Below are 16,904 nucleotides of genomic sequence, written 5' to 3'. Positions count from 1 at the left end.
CTTTTATTGTTCTTTATCAAGATGTTCGCGGGCGAACCTTCTCGCGATCGTACCAGTGCAAATTTGCCCAGTACAACCTTCAATCATGCAGGTCGTTGTTGCATTTATGCAGCAGGGATCAAACCACGCGGTTGGCCAGGACCTCACCGATACTGCGCCGCCGTGCGTGTCCTTCCGCTGCGTGGATCAGCTGCTCCAGCTCGGTTGGCTCGACATCGTAAAACTGCTCCATTTCGGCCAGCGCCAGCTTGAGGTCGGCCGCTGTGATCGACGGATCGCTGACGGGCTGAACGCCGAGGACCACAGGTGCAGGCTCGGCCAACCCCTTGGGATACCGCGTGCGCGTGGCATTGTTGTAGACCAGCGCGCACCCCAGCAGAGCGCCGGCACCCAGCATAACAGGCGCCAGTTCGTACCAGCCCAGGGCGATGGACGCAGGGTCGGCCAGCACCAGCGTCATGGCCAGGCCACCGGCCGGTGGGTGCAAACAACGCAGCCAACAAATCAGGATTACCGTCATGCCTGCCGCCAGGCACGCGCTGCCCAGGGTTCGCCCCAGTACCCGTGCCACCAGCAAGGCAACGATACCGGCACACAGGTAACTGCCCATGATTGACCATGGCTGGGCCAGCGCTCCCGAGGACACCGCGAACAGCAACACGGCCGAAGCGCCAAGGGGCCCGAGCAAATGCAGGGCAACCTCCATGCCGAATACCTGGGCGCAAGCCCAGACACTGAGCAGGGTTCCCAAGGCCATGCCGATCCCGGCACGGCTCCATTCAGCGGGGCGGGTGTTGATTGAAGCGGGTAACCAGCGAGCGAGCATGTAAAGACGATCCATAAACGGCGGGCGAAAAAAAAGGCCTGCCTGGTTTCCCGGTGCAGCCCTTTGAACGTTCCAATATTTGGGGGAGGAACCTGCGCAGTTTGCCGAGGTTGACCCGATCGTACCAGTGCATATTAATGAGGGTTAAACGCAAAACTAATGCAGTTAAAAGGCATCGCCCAAGCTAATGGAGCCTGCCACAGTGGGCGCTGGTGGGCTGACTTTGCCCAACACCCGGTTATTGGCCTCTTCATTGAACAAGCGCTCATGCAGATCTTCGCGCAGCCTGGGGTCGTCTGCGAGCGGCCCCTTTAACGCCACCAGCGCGTCGCGCAATGCCATCAGCCGATCCAGTCTTGGTACAGGTACATTCAACAGTTCCTCTCGCACGGCATTGTCCTCTCGATGAAGTAAGCCATCGCGCGTGGGCAGCCTACAACGTCCTTGTAATTATGGCGTGCCTTGACCCAAGCGCTTTCGGGACAGCCCTGACGATCGGGTGGTAAATACTTAGTGCACGTGGCAGCGAGTCTACCGTCGGGTTCCAGGCACAGGAAGGGAAAGTGCACCAGCCATTACGCAAAGGAATGTAGGTGTTTTCTTGGTGCCTTTGATGAAAGACGCCCACCCATTAAAGAGTCGGCGCTCTTTCTTACAATGCCCCTGGAAAAGTGCTTATGGCACTGTGGTTTTTACCAGATGCAGCAATACGTAAGGGTTCTTGTCGAACTCGCCTGTCAGCGTGGGCGTAATTGAACGCAGGCGTGGATCGTCCAGCGCCTGGAAGTCGGCCTGGCTCATGACCAACCATGCCGGCGCCTGAATCGGCTTCAATTCGATGGGCAATTGGGTAAACAGCGGCACCTTGTCACAATCGAAGTTGACCATGAACTTGATGGCTTTCGCATCTTTACCCAGCGCGTGCAGCACCACGGGCGCTGGTTGCTGCAGGACTTGCGCCTTGACGGCGAGGCTGAACGTGCGGGTGTCGTATAACTGACGCTCCAGGGGTTCAACCACCAGGATGTAGGTTGTCCAAAGGGCCAGCACTGCGGCCAGGGCCGGGCCAAATGTACGCAGCCGCGACTTGAGCAGGGTCAGCAGCGCCAGGGTCTGAAGCAGGCCAAGTACGACGAAGATTACTTCGAGGTTGGCCAGCGGTTGCGGATAACGCCGCCGTGCCATCAGCAGGCCAATCACCAACAGCGTCGGCAATAGTGTCCAGACGCCCAGCGTCAGGCCGCGCAGCCAGGCAAACAGTCGCCCCTGTGTCGCCTGGAACGGGTACGCGGCGATGATCGCGGCCATCGGCAACATCGGCAGGATATAGCGCGCTTTTTTCGCCTGGGGTACCGACAGGCCTACCATCACCAGCACACCCGCCGCTGCGCAATACAGCACCAGCTTCAACGCGGGCTCCGGCGCACGCCGCCTGCCGATCATGATCGCCACCAGCACCAGGACTGCCAGCGGATAAGCCAGGGCGTAGTTGCCCAGGGAACTGGTGAAGTAATACAGCACACCGCCGGAGCCTTCGCTGCCATCCATGCGCCCCAGAAACTGCATACGAATCACGTCATGCATGAAGTCTTCGCCGCCGCTGAGCTTGGCCAGCAGCAGCAACAGGCCGACGCACGCCGCCAGCAGCGCCAACGCCAGCAGGCCGAAGCTGAACAAACGACGCCACTGCTGGTTGATCAGGTAATAGCTGCACAACACGCCAGTGGGAATCACCAAACCAATCGGCCCACGCAGGGCAAACCCGAGCAGCAGCAACACAAACACCCAATGCAAGCGCTTGGCAGCAGCGAAGTGATCATGGGCATAGCCCAGGTAAAACACCGCCAGGGTCACGGCGGCGAGCATCTGGTCCAGGGAGACCGCGCGGGTTTCGCTGACGAAGGTGCTGCTGAGCAGCAACATTGCCACGCTCAACATCCCCCAGCGCAGGGAGTAGGGCGCAGTCAGGCGATAAACCAGCATGACGATCAGTGTTGAGGCGACAGCACTGGGCAGCCATGCCGTCAGGCTGGTGACCTGGCCCAGAGGCAATGACAGCAGCCAGGTCAGCAGCGTTGAAGTGGCCAGGTAGTCGGCATATGGTTGGCCGTAGGTCGTGGGGAAAAAACCTGGCCCGTGGCGCAGCATTTCCTGGGCGAACATCACGAAGCGCGAATCAAAACCGATAATTGCCTGGTGCCAGTTGCCGGCGATAAACAGCACCAGCGCCAACAGCCCGAGCCCCAGCGACTGGCGGCGGATCGTGGCGCTCTGCATGGATGGGAAAGCCTTGTTCACCTAGCCGACATCCCTGACCTGTTCAACCCAGTTTTGCTGGGGGATCGGCAACTCGCAGGAATCGCCACGGCCAATGGGAAAATACTTGAAGCCTTTGCGCGTCAGGCGTTCGCCGTCATACAGGTTGCGGCCGTCGAAGATCACCGGGGTTTTCAAGCGCTGGTGAATCAGGTCGAAGTCCGGTGCCTTGAACTGCTGCCATTCGGTGCATACGATCAGCGCATCGGCGCCGCCCAGGGTGGACTCCGGAGTCCCCATCAGCATCAGGCGCGGGTCGTCGCCATAGATCCGCTGGGTTTCCTGCATGGCTTCCGGGTCAAAGGCGCGCACATTGGCACCGGCGGCCCACAGGGCTTCCATCAGCACGCGGCTGGGAGCGTCGCGCATGTCATCGGTGTTGGGTTTGAAGGCCAGGCCCCACACCGCGAAGGTCTTGCCCTTGAGATTGCCCTTGAAGAACGCATTGATGCGCTCGAACAGCTTGCTCTTCTGGCGCTGGTTGATGGCTTCCACTGCTTCGAGCAGGTCGCTGGAGCAGTTGGCTTGCTTGGCGCTATGGATCAAGGCACGCATGTCTTTGGGGAAGCACGAACCGCCGTAACCACAACCTGGGTAGATGAAGTGGTAGCCGATTCGCGAATCGGCACCAATGCCCAGGCGCACCGATTCAATATCGGCGCCCAGGTGTTCGGCCAGCTCGGCGATCTGGTTGATGAAGCTGATCTTGGTGGCCAACATGCAGTTGGCGGCGTACTTGGTCAGTTCGGCGCTGCGCAGGTCCATGAAGATGATGCGGTCATGGTTGCGGTTGAACGGCGCGTACAGGTCGCGCATGACCTCACGCACTTCCTCGCGCTCACAGCCAATGATGATGCGGTCCGGGCGGCGGCAGTCGGCAACGGCCGAGCCTTCCTTGAGGAATTCCGGGTTGGAGACGATATCGAACTCCAACTGACGGCCAGCGATATGCAGGTTCTTTTCGATATGGGCGCGCAAGGTGTCGCCAGTGCCGACGGGCACGGTGGATTTCTCCACCAGGATTACCGGCTCCAGGCGGTGGCGGGACACGGCGTCACCCACCGAGAGCACGTATTTGAGGTCGGCAGAACCGTCTTCATCCGACGGCGTTCCCACGGCAATGAACAGCACTTCACCGTGCTCGACGGCGAGTTTTTCGTCATAGGTAAAACGCAGGCGACCGCTTTCCAGGTTGTCCTTGACCATCGCGGCCAGGCCCGGCTCGAAGATGGTCACGTGCCCTTTCTGGAGCGACTCGACCTTGCTTTTGTCAACGTCCATGCAAATGACATCGTGACCGACTTCGGCTAATACAGTGGCCTGTACCAGACCAACGTAACCACTACCAAATACGCTGATTTTCATGGGGTATTCCTGGGGCTTGAGGTGCAAGCACGACGAGAGTTGATAACCAGTACGCCGAGGATGACCAAGGCCACCCCCAGGGTTTTTGAAAGCGAGAAAGCTTCGTTGAACACCGGCAGGCTGGCGGCCAGCAGGTAGACCAGTGCGTAGCTGATGCTGAGCAACGAGTAGGCTCGGCCCAGTGGCAGATGCTTGAGCGCGCCAAGCCAGCAGAGCATCGACAGCGCGTAGGCAATGATCGCCAGGATCACCACGCCCAGGGCGCCAGGGTCGATGCTGTTGCTGTTAAAGGCAGCCAGCCACTCGGTGGGCAGGGGCAGGCGCGTCATGCTCCAGCGCATGCCCAGTTGGGCGCCACTCACCAGGCCGACACTGCCCAGGGCCAGGGCGAAACCCTGTGTGCGGCTCATACCTGGCGCCCCAGCAAGACGACGCCGGCAATCACCAGCCCCACACCCAGCCAGTGACGGCAATCGATGGGTTCGTGAAATACAAAGCGCGCCATCAGTGTGACCAGCACAAAATTCAGGCTGAGCATGGGGTAGGCAACCCCCACTTCCAGGCGCTGCACTACCAGCAGCCACACCAACAGGCCCAGACCCAGGCACACCAGCGCTGACCATAACCACGGCGAGCGCAGCCTCAATGCCCAGCCTTCGGGCATGTTCCGCCAGCTTTCCACGGCGAACTTTTGCGAGACCTGGCCCATGCAGGTAAGCAAGCAGGCGCTGAGCAACAGCAGCAGGGTGATCATGGCGCGACCTGCGGGAAAATCAGAATCACGATCTTGCCCTGGGCATAACGCTTGCCATCGGTTGGCAGCAGCGCAAGCTCTTCCTTTTCACCTTGGCTGTTCAGGCGCATAACCACGCCGACGGCGCCGGTGCGGCGGGTTTGTGCCATCCACGCCTGGATCGCGTTAGGGTCGACCAATCGATGGGCCGTATCGGCGTAAGCCAGCCCGTACTTGACCTCGCCCGAGGTGTTGTAAAGCGTGATATCCGGGCGTTTGAGACGCCATGACAGCGCAGAAGCGGCGCCCAGATCGTTGCTCAACAGGGCGACAGAGGGCTGCAACTCGTCAATGTGATCGATGATGAACTGGTCCGGGGTCTTGTTATAAACCACCGAATGGGGCAGCGCCGCAGGCACCAATAACACCAATAACCCGCTGCCAATCAGCGGCGCGGCCCACAACGTCAAGGGCCGTGCCGCTTGCAACAGATTGACCACGATCCAGCCGAACAGGAAGGTGAACACCAGCACCAGACTGAAGGTTTCCTCACCGGGTTCGTACACCGGCTTTTTCAACTGGAACCAGCTGAGGGCCAGCAATGCCAGCACCCCGATTGCCAGGTTCAGCCAGCCATTAATGCGCAGGACGCGAGCATGGCCCTGCTTGAGCTTGTCGCTCAAGGTCGAGCCCATCAGCAACGCCAGGGGCAACATGCACGGCATGATGTAGGAGGGCAACTTGCCCTTGGCCAGGCTGAAAAACGCCAGCGGCATCAACAGCCACAGCAGCAGGAAGGCGGTTTTCGGCGCGCGCTTTTGCAGCCACGCCTGCTTAAACGTGGACGGCAGCAGGGCCACCCAAGGAAGCGCGAACGCGACCAGCAGCGGCAGGTAATACCAGAAAGGTTCGGCGTGCTGTGCGTCTTCTCCGGCAAAGCGTTGAATATGCTCGTGCCAAAAAAAGAAATGCCAGTAATCCGGTTCTTGCAGGTGTACAGCCAAAGCCCAGGGGAGGCTGACAGCAATTGCGACCACCACGGCCACGCCACCAAACGTGAACAACTCACCCAGGCGTTTTTGCCAGAGGGCGTAGGGCAGGGCGATCAACACCGGCAGCAACCAGGCCAGGAAACCCTTGGTCATGAAGCCCATGCCGCAGGCGAAACCCAACAGCGTCCATGACCACAAGCGGCCGCGCCGTGTGCTGCTGTCGAAGCAGAACCACAACGCCACGCCGGTCAGGTTGACCCAGAAAGTGAACTGCGGGTCCAGGTTGGAATAACCACCCAGGGCAGCCACGCTGAGGAAACTCATGTACAGCAGGGTGCTGACCAGGCTTTTGTGCGGGTCATTCCACAATCGGCGGGATACCAGGTAAACCAGCACAATGCTCAGGGCGCTGCTCAACGCCGAGGCAAAGCGCACGCCGAACAGGTTCTGGCCGAAAATCGCCTGGCCCAGCGCGATCATCCAGTAGCCCGCAGCGGGTTTTTCGAAGTAACGAATGCCCATGAAGTGCGGCGAGGCCCATTTGCCGGTCAGCAGCATTTCCTGGCTGATCTGCGCGTAGCGGGTTTCATCAGGAATCCACAAACCATGGGTGGCCAGCGGCAGCAGGTAAAACGCGGCAAACGCCAGCAGGAGCAGGGGCAAGGCCCAGCGACGAATCATGCCTGCTGTACTCCCAGCCAACCCTCGCGACCGCTCAATGCGCCGCGCACCAGTTTTTGTTGGGGCAGGGTGGTTACATCTGCGGGCAGAAGATCACCCAAGGGTTTGAAATCAATGCCGCGCTGCCCTGCCTGGGCGAGCAACTGGCGAAAATCATTGGCCATCAGAATCCCTTCGACTTCTGCGTGGATGGTGTAGACGTTCAGCTTCGACGCGCTGAACCGGTCCAGGATGAAGCGGTTGAAATCGTTGGCAGCCACTACCGGCCCGACGACTTCGTCGAAGGTCGGTAGGTCTACCGGAATTTGTGGGGTGCCCGCGCTGCCATCGGCCAGCGTCGGTCGGAACAGGCTGGTACCCCGGCAATCACTGTTGTAGCGAAAGTTGAAGCCTTGCTTGGCTTGCACCACACGTTCATCGGCGCGCCATCCGGCGGCCGCTGAACAGTCCACGCGCTCACCCAGGATGTCGCTCAAGGTCTGCACACCACGCCGAATCTGCTCGACCAGCTGTGCCTCGCTCCAACGCCCGGTGTTGGCCTGCCAACCATGGTGATCCCAGGCGTGCAGGCCGACTTCATGCCCGGCGGCCTTGGCCTGGCGCATCAGATGCCCCAGGTCGCGGCCAATCGGTTTGCCCGGCCAGGCGGTGCCGGCCAGCAAGATGTCCCAGCCATACAGACCGGCAGCGTTGGAGCGCAGCATCTTCCACAAAAACTGTGGGCGGATCAGGCGCCACAGATGGCGCCCCATGTTGTCCGGTCCGACACTGAAGAAGAACGTCGCCTTCACCCCGGCTTCATCCAGGGATTCGAGCAGCCGCGGCACACCTTCACGGGTGCCACGGTAGGTGTCGACGTCGATGCGAAGACCTGCCTGCATTACTTTTTATCCGCAATTTCAAGCATGGCTTCACGCAGGAAGAAATCCAGGGTGTTGCCGATGGTTTCGCTCATCTGCACGCTCGGCTCCCAGTTCAGCAGGCGCTTGGCGTTTTCGATGCTTGGCTTGCGGTGGGCCACGTCCTGGTAACCGGTACCGTAGAACGCCTTGCTTTCTACGTCGCGGAAACCTGCGAACGGTGGGAAGTTGTGGCGCAGCGGGTGAGCCTCGAACTGGCGCAGCAGCTCTTCGCCCAACTGACGGATGCTTGCTTCGTTTTCCGGGTTGCCGATGTTGATGATCTGGCCGTTGCAGACATCGTTGTCGTTATCAATGATGCGCGCCAGAGCTTCGATGCCGTCGGCAATGTCGGTGAAGCAGCGCTTCTGCTCACCACCGTCAAACAGGCGGATCGGCGTACCTTCCACCAGGTTGAGGATCAATTGGGTAATGGCGCGGGAGCTGCCGATACGTGCCGAGTCCAGGCGGTCCAGGCGCGGGCCCATCCAGTTGAACGGGCGGAACAGGGTGAAATTCAGGCCCTTGTCGCCGTAGGCCCAGATTACGCGGTCGAGCAACTGCTTGGACACCGAGTAGATCCAGCGCTGCTTGTTGACCGGGCCGACCACCAGGTTGGAGGTGTCTTCGTCGAAATACTGGTCCTGGCACATGCCATAGACTTCGGAGGTCGAGGGGAAGATCACGCGTTTGTTGTACTTGACGCAGTAGCGCACCAGCTTGAGGTTTTCTTCGAAGTCCAGCTCGAATACCCGCAGCGGGTTGCGGGTGTACTCGATTGGCGTGGCGATCGCTACCAATGGCAGAACCACATCGCATTTCTTGATGTGGTACTCGATCCACTCCGAGTGAATGCTGATATCGCCTTCCACGTAATGGAAGTTGGGGTGGCTGCGCAGGCGCTCGATGGCGTCGGAGCCAATATCCAGGCCGTAGATCTCGTAACGGTCGTCACGCAGCAGGCGCTCGGACAGGTGATTGCCGATAAAGCCATTCACACCCAGGATCAGCACGCGGGTACGGCGTGGCTTGCGGCCAGACTCGGCGCCGCGCAGTACCGAGCCATCCACCAGGCCCAGTTCATCGGCTAAAGCCGGGCCGGCCAGGTACAGGCCGTTTTCGTTACGCTGGCCAAACTTGATCACCAGGGAATCTTCACCGCAGGCAATACGCAGCGGGTTGACGCTGATTACGCGACCTGGCGCCAAACCTTCATTGCCCTTGAGCACTTCGGCTTGCCATACGATGAGCTTATGCTCGCCGACGGCGCAGAAGGCGCCCGGGTAAGGCTGAGTGACGGCGCGAACCAGGTTGAACAGCTGCTCGGCGGGCCGCTTCCAGTCCAGCTTGCCATCGGCGGCGGTGCGGCGGCCGAAGTAAGTGGCCTGGCCTTCGTCCTGAGCGGTTTCAGTCAGCTTGCCCTGGGCTAGCTGTGGCAGCGCATCGCGCAGCAGGGTTGCGGCCGCATCCCGCAGTTTGGCGTGCAGGCTCAGGCCGGTATCGGTGCGGTCGATGCTGACTTTCTGCTGGGCGAGGATGGCGCCGGCATCGGCACGCTTGACCATGCGGTGCAGGGTCACGCCGGTTTCGGTTTCGCCATTGACCAGCACCCAGTTGGCCGGGGCGCGACCACGGTATTTGGGCAGCAACGAGCCGTGCAGGTTGAACGCACCTTTGCGGGCGGTGGCCAGCAGCGGTTCGCTCAGCAGGTTGCGGTAGTAGAAGGAGAAGATGTATTCCGGGTTCAGCTTGGCGATGCGCTCGATCCACAGCGGATGGTTGGCGTCTTCCGGGGCGTGTACCGGGATGCCATTGCGTGCGCAAAGCTGGGCGACGGAGCCGTAGAAATTGTTTTCCTTGGGGTCATCGGCATGGGTGAATACCGCAGCAATTTCGTAACCCGCGTCGAGCAAGGCTTCAATGCCTGCACAGCCGATATCGTGGTAAGCGAAGACAACAGCTTTTGAACTCATGACTGAACCTGATCGGAAGGAGAAGTAGAAGTATGGGAAGACACCAGGCCGTCAACGACGACGACTGGAGTCGGTGCTGCCGGCTGGTTGCGCAGCACTTTTTCAATAAAGAAGCGTGGGCGGGCGCGTACATCGCTGTACATGCGGCCCAGGTATTCGCCCAACAGGCCCATGCCGATGAATTGGCCGCCGGTAAATACGAACAGCACCGCGAACAGCACAAACAGACCGTCGCCCGCCCAATCGGCGCCGAAGGCCAGGCGCATGACGATCAGAGCAAAAGCGAACAGCACGCCCAGGGCCGCCAGACTGAAACCAACGATGGACAGCAGGCGCAAGGGCGTGGTGGTCATGCAGGTCAGCAGGTCGAACATCAGGCTGATCAGGCGCATGGCGCTGTATTTGGACTCGCCGTGCTCACGCTCGGCGTGGTGCACGAGGATTTCGGTTGTGTGGCGGGCAAAGCCGTTGGCCAGAATCGGGATAAAGGTGCTGCGTTCCCGGCAGGCGAGCATGGCATCAACGATGGTGCGGCGGTAGGCGCGCAACATGCAGCCATAGTCGGTCATGGCCACGCCGGTGGAGCGCTGCACGGCCAGGTTGATCAAACGCGACGGCCAGCGGCGGAACGCCGAGTCCTGGCGGTTGTTACGCACGGTGGCGACTACGTCGTAGCCCAGGGCAGCTTGCTCCACCAGGCGCGGGATTTCTTCCGGCGGGTTCTGCAGGTCGGCATCGAGGGTAATGACGACTTCGCCACGGCACTGTTCGAAGCCGGCCATGATCGCGGCGTGCTGGCCGTAGTTACGGTTGAGGATCACCGCGACGACATGGCTGCCTTCTTCAGCAGCGGCGTCTTCGAGCAGTTGGGCTGAATTGTCGCGGCTACCGTCATCCACCAGGATGATTTCGTATTCGTAGGCCAGTTGCTTGCAGGCTGCCGTGGTACGACGCAGCAGCTCAGGCAGGCTCTCTTGTTCGTTGTAGACCGGGATGACGATCGACACACAATGAATAGGGTAGGGTTTCAAAGATTCATGACCTCGGGCTAAAGCAACTTCAAGCGTGAAAACAGCAGCAATTATTGGACGAAACTACAGGCCGCAGATTACAAAACGGCGCTAAAGTTGACGCGTTTTCAATAGGTTAGTCGATAATCCACGGATTGCTCTGAAGAACTGCTGACAAGGTTAAGCGCAAATGTGTGCAACGAATATGAAAGGCGGATGAAAAACTCGTTTATTTGACAGGCAGACAGCTAGGGTTCAGCTAAGTAATCAAGGCGTTACATGTGCAGACCAGACGGGCAAATGGGAACGCGATGCGTGCTGTTTGGTTCAATCCGGGCGCGCTCGCTGGGCCAATGCCTGTGATTGAACAAACTTCTCTGCAATGGCGCCCAAGTGCCGGTAAAGTAAGCCATCTCTTGCCAGGGTTATCGGATGAATAGCGTGCAGCTTTTGCGCAGCCAGTTGCGGCCTGCGCTGATGGGATTATTGATGACAATGGCCTGTGTCACTTGTGTGCATGCCGATGATGGCGTCGCGCTGACCCATATCGATCAGGTGCCGGAAGGTGTGGAGGTGCCGGGCAAGCAAGTCGCCGCCTATACGTGGGATGACCGTCAGGGCAAGAACCTGCTGGTACTCGCCGAGCAGGTCAGCGAGCGGGAGGACGATGGCACCCAGTCGGCGTTTGTCTACGCTGCGCAGTATCTGCTGACGGGCGATCATCCCAAGCGTGTGTGGATGCTGCACGACGACGTGCAACACTGCGAGTTCGACGCCAGCCTGCGCTTTGATCAGGCGGCCACCAAAGTCACCGACCTGCTGCGCGACGGCAATAGCCAGGTCACGGTCGGTTATTCGCGCACCTGTACCAGCGACGTGAGCCCCAATGAGTTCAAGCTGATCATGCGTGTCGGCAAATCCGGCAAGTATCGCCTGCGTGGTCTCGACCGCGTCGGCGCCAGTTGGTGGGACGAAGATGCCGGTGCCCTGCGCGGCATGCCGTTGCCCACCGATTGCAGCGTCGAGGCCCAGCAGAAGTTGGTCAGCCAGTACAAGGAGCAGGGCACTGAGTTGCCACTGCCGGGCTGCTATGGCGACGAGAAGGACTTTGCCAAGGCCCCGGGCGACTACCTCGTCTTCATGCGCCGGCATTGGTTCGCGCTGATGCAGAAACAGGACGCCGACTGGAGCCAATCCCTGGCCCAACCCCAGGAAGCCGCGGAGGACGTCGAATCGGCGCCGTGATTTTGTACCATGGCCGCTACTGGGTTAGACTCAGCCTTCGCCAACCCACTAAATACATCGATTAATCAATGAGTTGATTGATGTATTTAATCCAAAGGCTGATCCCTTGACCGAGACTATCCGCAACCCGCTGACCCTCTACCTCACTCGCTTGGCGCCCTCCAGCCAACTGACCATGCGCTACGTGCTGCAGGATGCCGCCGACCGCCTGGGTTTCGAAGACCTCAACCTCGAAGACATTGACTGGCACCTGCTGCAACCCGACCACGTCATAGCATTGGTGGCTGCCTTGCGCGAGGACGGCTACGCGCCGAATACCTCATCGCTGTATGTGAATGCAGTACGCGGGGTGATGAATGAAGCGTGGCGCATGAGCTTGATCAGCCAGGATCACCTGTTGAAGATGCGCTCGGTGAAGGCCGCAGCCGGTACGCGTCTGGGGCAGGGCCGCAACCTGCGTCGTACACTGATCCGCGAGATGCTCGATGTATGCGCCGCCGACCCTCGACCCCAGGGGCTGCGGGATGCGGCAGTGATCGGCTTGTTGTATGGCTCAGGGATGCGCAAGTCGGAATCGGTCAACCTGGACCTGGCGCAGATCAACTTTGACGAACGCAGCTTGCGGGTGATCGGCAAGGGCAACAAGGAGCTGATCAAGTACGCGCCGGACTGGGCGTTCGCCAAGCTGCGGGCGTGGCTTGAGTTTCGTCGCGAACAACTCAAGGAAGGCGAGCAGGACGACACGTTTTTGTTCAATCGTATACGCCGCGGCAGCCACATCACCCGCGAACGCATTACCAAACATGCGATTTATTACATTGCTCGGCAGCGCGGCGATCAGGTGGGCGTGAAGATCATGCCCCATGATTTTCGCCGTTCATTCATCACCCGGGTGATCGAAGAACATGATTTGTCGATCGCCCAGAAACTGGCGCATCACACCAATATCCAGACCACCGCCAGCTATGACGTACGCGACGACAATGAGCGGCGGCGGGCGGTGGACCGCTTTGATCTGTAGCTGTAGGCGAGGCTCAGGAGGAGGGCGGGGCGCTTGAGGCCAGGTGCGCCGGCAAGCGGCGCAAGGTCCACAGCGTGGTGAGCATTGCGGCAAGCGCGCACAGCGCAATGCCGATCAACATCGGCGCGGGCGTATGGTCGGCGAACACGCCTACCAGGGTCATTGAAACGGCCGCGGTCACCATCTGGATCGCGCCAAGCAATGCAGACGCAGAACCTGCCACGGCGCCATGGTCTTCCAGCGACAATACACCCGCAGCCGGCAGCAACAGGCCGAGAAAACCGAACCCGATAAACAGCAAACTCATCATCAAGGGCAAGCTATCACCCCAGAATGTGGTGGCCGCCAACAGGGCCATGACCGCTGCCACACCCACCACCGACCAGCGAATCAACGGCGCAAGGCCAAAACGCGCACTCAAGCGTGCAGTCAGTTGGCTCATGGCGAAAAACGAGGCGGCGTTGAGGGCAAAACACAGACTGAACTGCGCCGGTGTCAGGCCGAAATACTCGATGTACACGAAGGGCGCACTGCCGATAAACACAAAGAAGGTCGCAAGGCCAAAGCCGCACACGACCGATAAGCCGGTGAATACCGGGTCACGCAACAGCGCGCCATAACTGCCGAACGCATTGCCCAGGGTCTTGCCCAAACGGCGTTCGGCCGGGTGGGTTTCCGGCAGTTGTACGACAGTCATCACCAGGCAAAGCACAGCGACCACCGCCAGCACAGCAAATACTTCGCGCCAACTCCAGATCGATATCACCAGGCTGCCGGCCAGCGGCGCAAGGATCGGCGAAACACTCATCACCAGCATCAGCAAAGCCATCAGACGCGCCGCTTCATGGCCGGTGTACAGGTCCCGCACGATCGCCCGCGGGATCACCATCCCCGCACAGGCACCGAATGCCTGTATGGCGCGAAAACCGATCAATACTTCGATGGTCGGCGCCAACGCGCAGCCGATGCTGCCAATGGTAAATATCACCAAGCCCGCATAAATCGGCAGTTTGCGCCCGAACACATCGCTGATCGGCCCGTAGAACAACTGGCACACACCAATGATCATGAAGAACACGGTAAGGCTCATCTGCACCGCCGCCGGTGAGGCCCCAAGGCTTGACCCCAGGGTTGGCAGCGCAGGCAGGTAGATGTCGATGGCAAACGGGCCGACGGCGGTGATCAGGCCCAGCAGCAGGGCGAGATGGGCAATACTTCGAGACATTGTGCAGGTCCGGCTGGAGCAAAGGACGGCCAGCTTAAGTGAAACGCGCAGATCCGCAAACTTAGGCTTCACTAACAAGCAGTTGTTGCCGATACAGCTAACAGTGACACTTGAACGGTTGGGTTCCCAACCGACGGTCCTGGCACGGGGATACCAGCATGACGATCAAATTGCGCTTGATGCTGTTGATTGGGACCGGGTTGCTCACCGCCTTGATCATGAGCCTGGCCAGCTATTTGGGAAATACCCGGATGGGCGATGCGGTACAGGACAATGACGTCAGCATGACCGTACTGCGCAATCACATGGAAGCCGACATGATGCACGACGCCCTGCGTGCCGATGTGCTGGCGGCCATGTTGGTGGGGCTGGGCAAAAGCACCAGTACACCGACCGAAGTCAACAGCTCGCTCAAGGAACATGCCGAGCACTTTCGCCAGGTGCTGGCCGACAACTTCAAGCAGCCGTTGGACGATGCAATCAAGACGAGCCTGGAAAACATCAAGCCCAGCCTGGATACCTACATCAGCGCCGGCGAGCGCATTGTCGCGCTGGCCCTGGACAACCCCGAAGCCGCCCGTGGCGAGCTGGAGACCTTCAATGCCGCCTTCAGTCGGTTGGAAGATCAAATGGCGGCCTTGAGTGAACTGATCGAAAACAACACCCAGCTGACCAGCATCGGTACCCGGCAAACCATCAGCCAAGCCAACTGGACCCTGGCCGTGGTGCTGATCGCCAGCCTGTTACTGCTGCTGGCACAAGGGCGCTGGGTCATTCTGAGCATCATGGGCCCGCTGCGTACCGCCAGCCACATTGCCGACAGCATCGCCCATGGCAACTTGAGCGAACCCATCATTGAGCCGAAAAATCACGACGAAGCCAGTGCGCTGATTCGCAGCCTGGCCACCATGCAGCGGGATTTGCGCGGCATGATCGAAGTGGTTCGCAGCAACGCCCATGGCGTCAATGGCATGAGCGAACAACTGAGCCAGGGTTGCCATGAAGTCGCAGGCAGCAGCCAACAGCAAAGCGCCGCCGCCAGCACCATGGCCGCCGCCGCCAGCGAAATGACCGCCAGCATCGAAGAAATCACCCGCCATGCCCAACGTGCCCTCGACATGGCCAACCAGGCTGAAACCCTGGCCAAGGATGGCGGCCGCGTCATTCACCAAGTGGTCAGCGACATGGACGGCATTGCCCGTTCAGCGCAGCAATCGGCCCAGGTTATCCGCACCCTGGACAAAGAGTCCGAGGCTATCTACAGCATTATTCAAGTGATCAAAGGCATCGCCGACCAGACCAACCTGCTGGCCCTGAACGCCGCCATCGAAGCCGCCCGCGCCGGGGAGCAGGGGCGCGGCTTTGCAGTCGTCGCCGATGAAGTACGCAGCCTGGCCGGACGCACCAGCGCATCCACCCAGGAGATCGCCAGCATGGTCGGGCGCATCCAGCAAAACACTCGGGAAGCGGTGACCAGCATGGAGGAGGGCGTTGCTCAAGTGGACAAGGGCATGGCCGTTACCGCCGAAGTCGAACGCGCCATTCGCGAGATCCTTCAGGCCACGCTCAGCACCACCGAATTGGTCAACGATATTTCCCGAACTATCAGTGAGCAAAGCCTGGCCAGCAACGAAATTGCTCACCAGGTGGAGATGATTGCAGGCATGTCGCAAAGCAACAGCCGCGTGATTGGAGACACGGCTTCGACGACGGATGAATTGTCGAGTTTGGCGGGGAAGCTTTCGCAGTCGGTGGATCGGTTTAGGTTGTGAGCCAAGGCCTTTTATATAACTCAACTAAATAGATGTTTAGTTTAGTTATATTTTATCCGAATAAAAACTGGTAGGAGACTATATTTTTCTTGGGCTTACGGTTCCAGATTTGGAAGAGCATCAAAAGCTTTCTGAGTCGCTTCCTCTGCCTGCTTAATCTTATGCATAACTGAGTTGACATGTTGCTTAATATTAATCTCCGTCTCCGAATCTGATAAACCTCCGGTCAGCATGACTATTTGCTTCAGACTATTCACATGAAAAAAGGCTTTGGCCAATTCATTGTTAACGGCCTCACTGAAAAAATCTGCTTTATCTAGAAACTGCGATGGTAGATCAATCGTAATGACAGAGACTTTTTCAACTAGTTTCTTACGGGAATTTTCGTCTTTCAATAAGCGGCTAATGTTGTCGGCTTGTTCAGGTGAAAAATTATCGCACCTGAATTTCGCGAGCTGGATACGCGCAGCTCCGATTGGCGTTTTCATGATCTGGGCTAGAAGCCTAGCGCTGGCATTGCGCTCCAGCTTCCGTTGATGCTTGTCAAGGAGCCACGCGGAAAGTGCGATGATTGCGGCTACCGCAGTAGCTACGGCGCTGATCGCATTCCAGTCAATTTTCCAATCTGTACAAAGCCACATTCCGTTTCTCCGGCGCAGGGTGAAAGCAACAGCGTTGCTAAGGCCGACATTCAAGCATGCGGGGAAAGCATCGCCAAGCGAAGGCTTCACGATCTAGAGACGGTAATCGAGGGTTGAGCCAGAGCTTCAAAAAATCTGCCCCCCAGAGCCCCCAACTTCGCATAGGACGGTTCGCATAATGTATATTATGTTAAATACGAGATTG

Annotated in this window: 15 protein-coding genes and 1 pseudogene; 4 read left to right on the top strand and 12 right to left on the bottom strand. The window is 59.2% G+C overall.

Annotated features, from left to right (window positions below; genetic code table 11):
- Positions 1–118: 118 nt before the first annotated feature.
- The 10 genes from TX23_RS16120 to arnC all read right to left on the bottom strand — a co-directional run bounded on the left by TX23_RS16120 (position 119) and on the right by arnC (position 10,816).
- Entirely contained in the window at positions 119–826 is a 708-nt protein-coding gene (locus TX23_RS16120) for an HPP family protein (protein ID WP_057703046.1), read from the bottom strand.
- Positions 827–991: 165 nt separating this feature from the next.
- Complete coding sequence (locus TX23_RS27300; RefSeq protein ID WP_269812657.1) at positions 992–1,180, bottom strand: type VI secretion system contractile sheath small subunit; 189 nt, start codon at positions 1,178–1,180, stop codon at positions 992–994.
- Positions 1,181–1,501: 321 nt separating this feature from the next.
- A complete protein-coding gene (locus TX23_RS16115; protein WP_057703045.1) occupies positions 1,502–3,124 on the bottom strand; it encodes an ArnT family glycosyltransferase in 1,623 nt (540 codons plus the stop codon).
- The gene (locus TX23_RS16110) at positions 3,125–4,507 is read right to left on the bottom strand and encodes a UDP-glucose dehydrogenase family protein (protein WP_057703044.1); all 1,383 of its coding nucleotides are present in this window, start codon (positions 4,505–4,507) and stop codon (positions 3,125–3,127) included. It lies immediately after the preceding gene.
- Complete coding sequence (gene arnF / locus TX23_RS16105; RefSeq protein ID WP_057703043.1) at positions 4,504–4,917, bottom strand: 4-amino-4-deoxy-L-arabinose-phosphoundecaprenol flippase subunit ArnF; 414 nt, start codon at positions 4,915–4,917, stop codon at positions 4,504–4,506. Before arnF ends, TX23_RS16110 begins: the two co-directional genes overlap by 4 nt.
- Positions 4,914–5,261, bottom strand: coding sequence for a 4-amino-4-deoxy-L-arabinose-phosphoundecaprenol flippase subunit ArnE (gene arnE / locus TX23_RS16100; protein WP_057703042.1), 348 nt, complete (start codon positions 5,259–5,261; stop codon positions 4,914–4,916). The genes arnF and arnE overlap by 4 nt, the downstream gene beginning before the upstream one ends.
- Positions 5,258–6,913: a lipid IV(A) 4-amino-4-deoxy-L-arabinosyltransferase gene (arnT, locus tag TX23_RS16095; protein ID WP_057703041.1), complete on the bottom strand. Its 1,656-nt coding sequence runs from the start codon at positions 6,911–6,913 to the stop codon at positions 5,258–5,260. The genes arnE and arnT overlap by 4 nt, the downstream gene beginning before the upstream one ends.
- Positions 6,910–7,794 (bottom strand): 4-deoxy-4-formamido-L-arabinose-phosphoundecaprenol deformylase, encoded by an 885-nt coding sequence (arnD, locus tag TX23_RS16090; protein WP_057703040.1) that lies wholly within the window; start codon positions 7,792–7,794, stop codon positions 6,910–6,912. The genes arnT and arnD overlap by 4 nt, the downstream gene beginning before the upstream one ends.
- A complete protein-coding gene (gene arnA / locus TX23_RS16085; protein ID WP_057703039.1) occupies positions 7,794–9,785 on the bottom strand; it encodes a bifunctional UDP-4-amino-4-deoxy-L-arabinose formyltransferase/UDP-glucuronic acid oxidase ArnA in 1,992 nt (663 codons plus the stop codon). Before arnA ends, arnD begins: the two co-directional genes overlap by 1 nt.
- On the bottom strand, positions 9,782–10,816 hold the full coding sequence (arnC, locus tag TX23_RS16080; RefSeq protein WP_005788328.1) for an undecaprenyl-phosphate 4-deoxy-4-formamido-L-arabinose transferase: 1,035 nt from the start codon (positions 10,814–10,816) through the stop codon (positions 9,782–9,784). Before arnC ends, arnA begins: the two co-directional genes overlap by 4 nt.
- 411 nt (positions 10,817–11,227) lie before the next feature.
- On the opposite strand from arnC, the gene TX23_RS16075 reads away from it, so the two are divergent.
- Together TX23_RS16075 and TX23_RS16070 are read left to right on the top strand one after the other, a co-directional pair.
- On the top strand, positions 11,228–12,040 hold the full coding sequence (locus TX23_RS16075; RefSeq protein ID WP_057703038.1) for a M949_RS01915 family surface polysaccharide biosynthesis protein: 813 nt from the start codon (positions 11,228–11,230) through the stop codon (positions 12,038–12,040).
- Between the two features lie 106 nt (positions 12,041–12,146).
- On the top strand, positions 12,147–13,061 hold the full coding sequence (locus tag TX23_RS16070; protein ID WP_057703037.1) for a site-specific integrase: 915 nt from the start codon (positions 12,147–12,149) through the stop codon (positions 13,059–13,061).
- A gap of 13 nt (positions 13,062–13,074) precedes the next feature.
- Here TX23_RS16070 and TX23_RS16065 read toward each other — a convergent pair whose 3' ends face one another.
- The gene (locus TX23_RS16065) at positions 13,075–14,286 is read right to left on the bottom strand and encodes a multidrug effflux MFS transporter (RefSeq protein ID WP_057703036.1); all 1,212 of its coding nucleotides are present in this window, start codon (positions 14,284–14,286) and stop codon (positions 13,075–13,077) included.
- Positions 14,287–14,444: 158 nt separating this feature from the next.
- Between TX23_RS16065 and TX23_RS28800 the strand changes: the two are divergent.
- Positions 14,445–15,200: pseudogene (locus tag TX23_RS28800) on the top strand (HAMP domain-containing protein); the annotation flags it as partial.
- A complete protein-coding gene (locus tag TX23_RS28795) occupies positions 15,195–16,058 on the top strand; it encodes a methyl-accepting chemotaxis protein (RefSeq protein ID WP_407071385.1) in 864 nt (287 codons plus the stop codon). The pseudogene TX23_RS28800 and the gene TX23_RS28795, both read left to right, overlap by 6 nt.
- A gap of 95 nt (positions 16,059–16,153) precedes the next feature.
- Here TX23_RS28795 and TX23_RS16055 read toward each other — a convergent pair whose 3' ends face one another.
- Positions 16,154–16,789 carry a hypothetical protein gene (locus TX23_RS16055; RefSeq protein ID WP_157243922.1) on the bottom strand — a complete coding sequence of 212 codons (636 nt, stop codon included), beginning with the start codon at positions 16,787–16,789 and terminating at the stop codon, positions 16,154–16,156.
- Positions 16,790–16,904 lie beyond the last annotated feature (115 nt).

The sequence above is a fragment of the Pseudomonas paralactis genome (genome assembly GCF_001439735.1).
GTDB classification, from domain to species: Bacteria; Pseudomonadota; Gammaproteobacteria; order Pseudomonadales; family Pseudomonadaceae; genus Aquipseudomonas; species Aquipseudomonas paralactis.
Note: the sequence above shows the minus strand (reverse complement) of the source record. Positions and strands in the feature narration are given on the sequence as shown.

What these genes read in the sequence shown, in the direction of transcription:
- TX23_RS16120 (WP_057703046.1), bottom strand. Translation starts at nt 826, where the DNA reads ATGCTCGCTCGCTGGTTACCCGCTTCAATCAACACCCGCCCCGCTGAA.
- TX23_RS16110 (WP_057703044.1), bottom strand. Translation starts at nt 4,507, where the DNA reads ATGAAAATCAGCGTATTTGGTAGTGGTTACGTTGGTCTGGTACAGGCC.
- arnF (WP_057703043.1), bottom strand. Translation starts at nt 4,917, where the DNA reads ATGAGCCGCACACAGGGTTTCGCCCTGGCCCTGGGCAGTGTCGGCCTG.
- arnE (WP_057703042.1), bottom strand. Translation starts at nt 5,261, where the DNA reads ATGATCACCCTGCTGCTGTTGCTCAGCGCCTGCTTGCTTACCTGCATG.
- arnT (WP_057703041.1), bottom strand. Translation starts at nt 6,913, where the DNA reads ATGATTCGTCGCTGGGCCTTGCCCCTGCTCCTGCTGGCGTTTGCCGCG.
- arnD (WP_057703040.1), bottom strand. Translation starts at nt 7,794, where the DNA reads ATGCAGGCAGGTCTTCGCATCGACGTCGACACCTACCGTGGCACCCGT.
- arnA (WP_057703039.1), bottom strand. Translation starts at nt 9,785, where the DNA reads ATGAGTTCAAAAGCTGTTGTCTTCGCTTACCACGATATCGGCTGTGCA.
- TX23_RS16075 (WP_057703038.1), top strand. Translation starts at nt 11,228, where the DNA reads ATGAATAGCGTGCAGCTTTTGCGCAGCCAGTTGCGGCCTGCGCTGATG.
- TX23_RS16065 (WP_057703036.1), bottom strand. Translation starts at nt 14,286, where the DNA reads ATGTCTCGAAGTATTGCCCATCTCGCCCTGCTGCTGGGCCTGATCACC.
- TX23_RS28795 (WP_407071385.1), top strand. Translation starts at nt 15,195, where the DNA reads ATGCAGCGGGATTTGCGCGGCATGATCGAAGTGGTTCGCAGCAACGCC.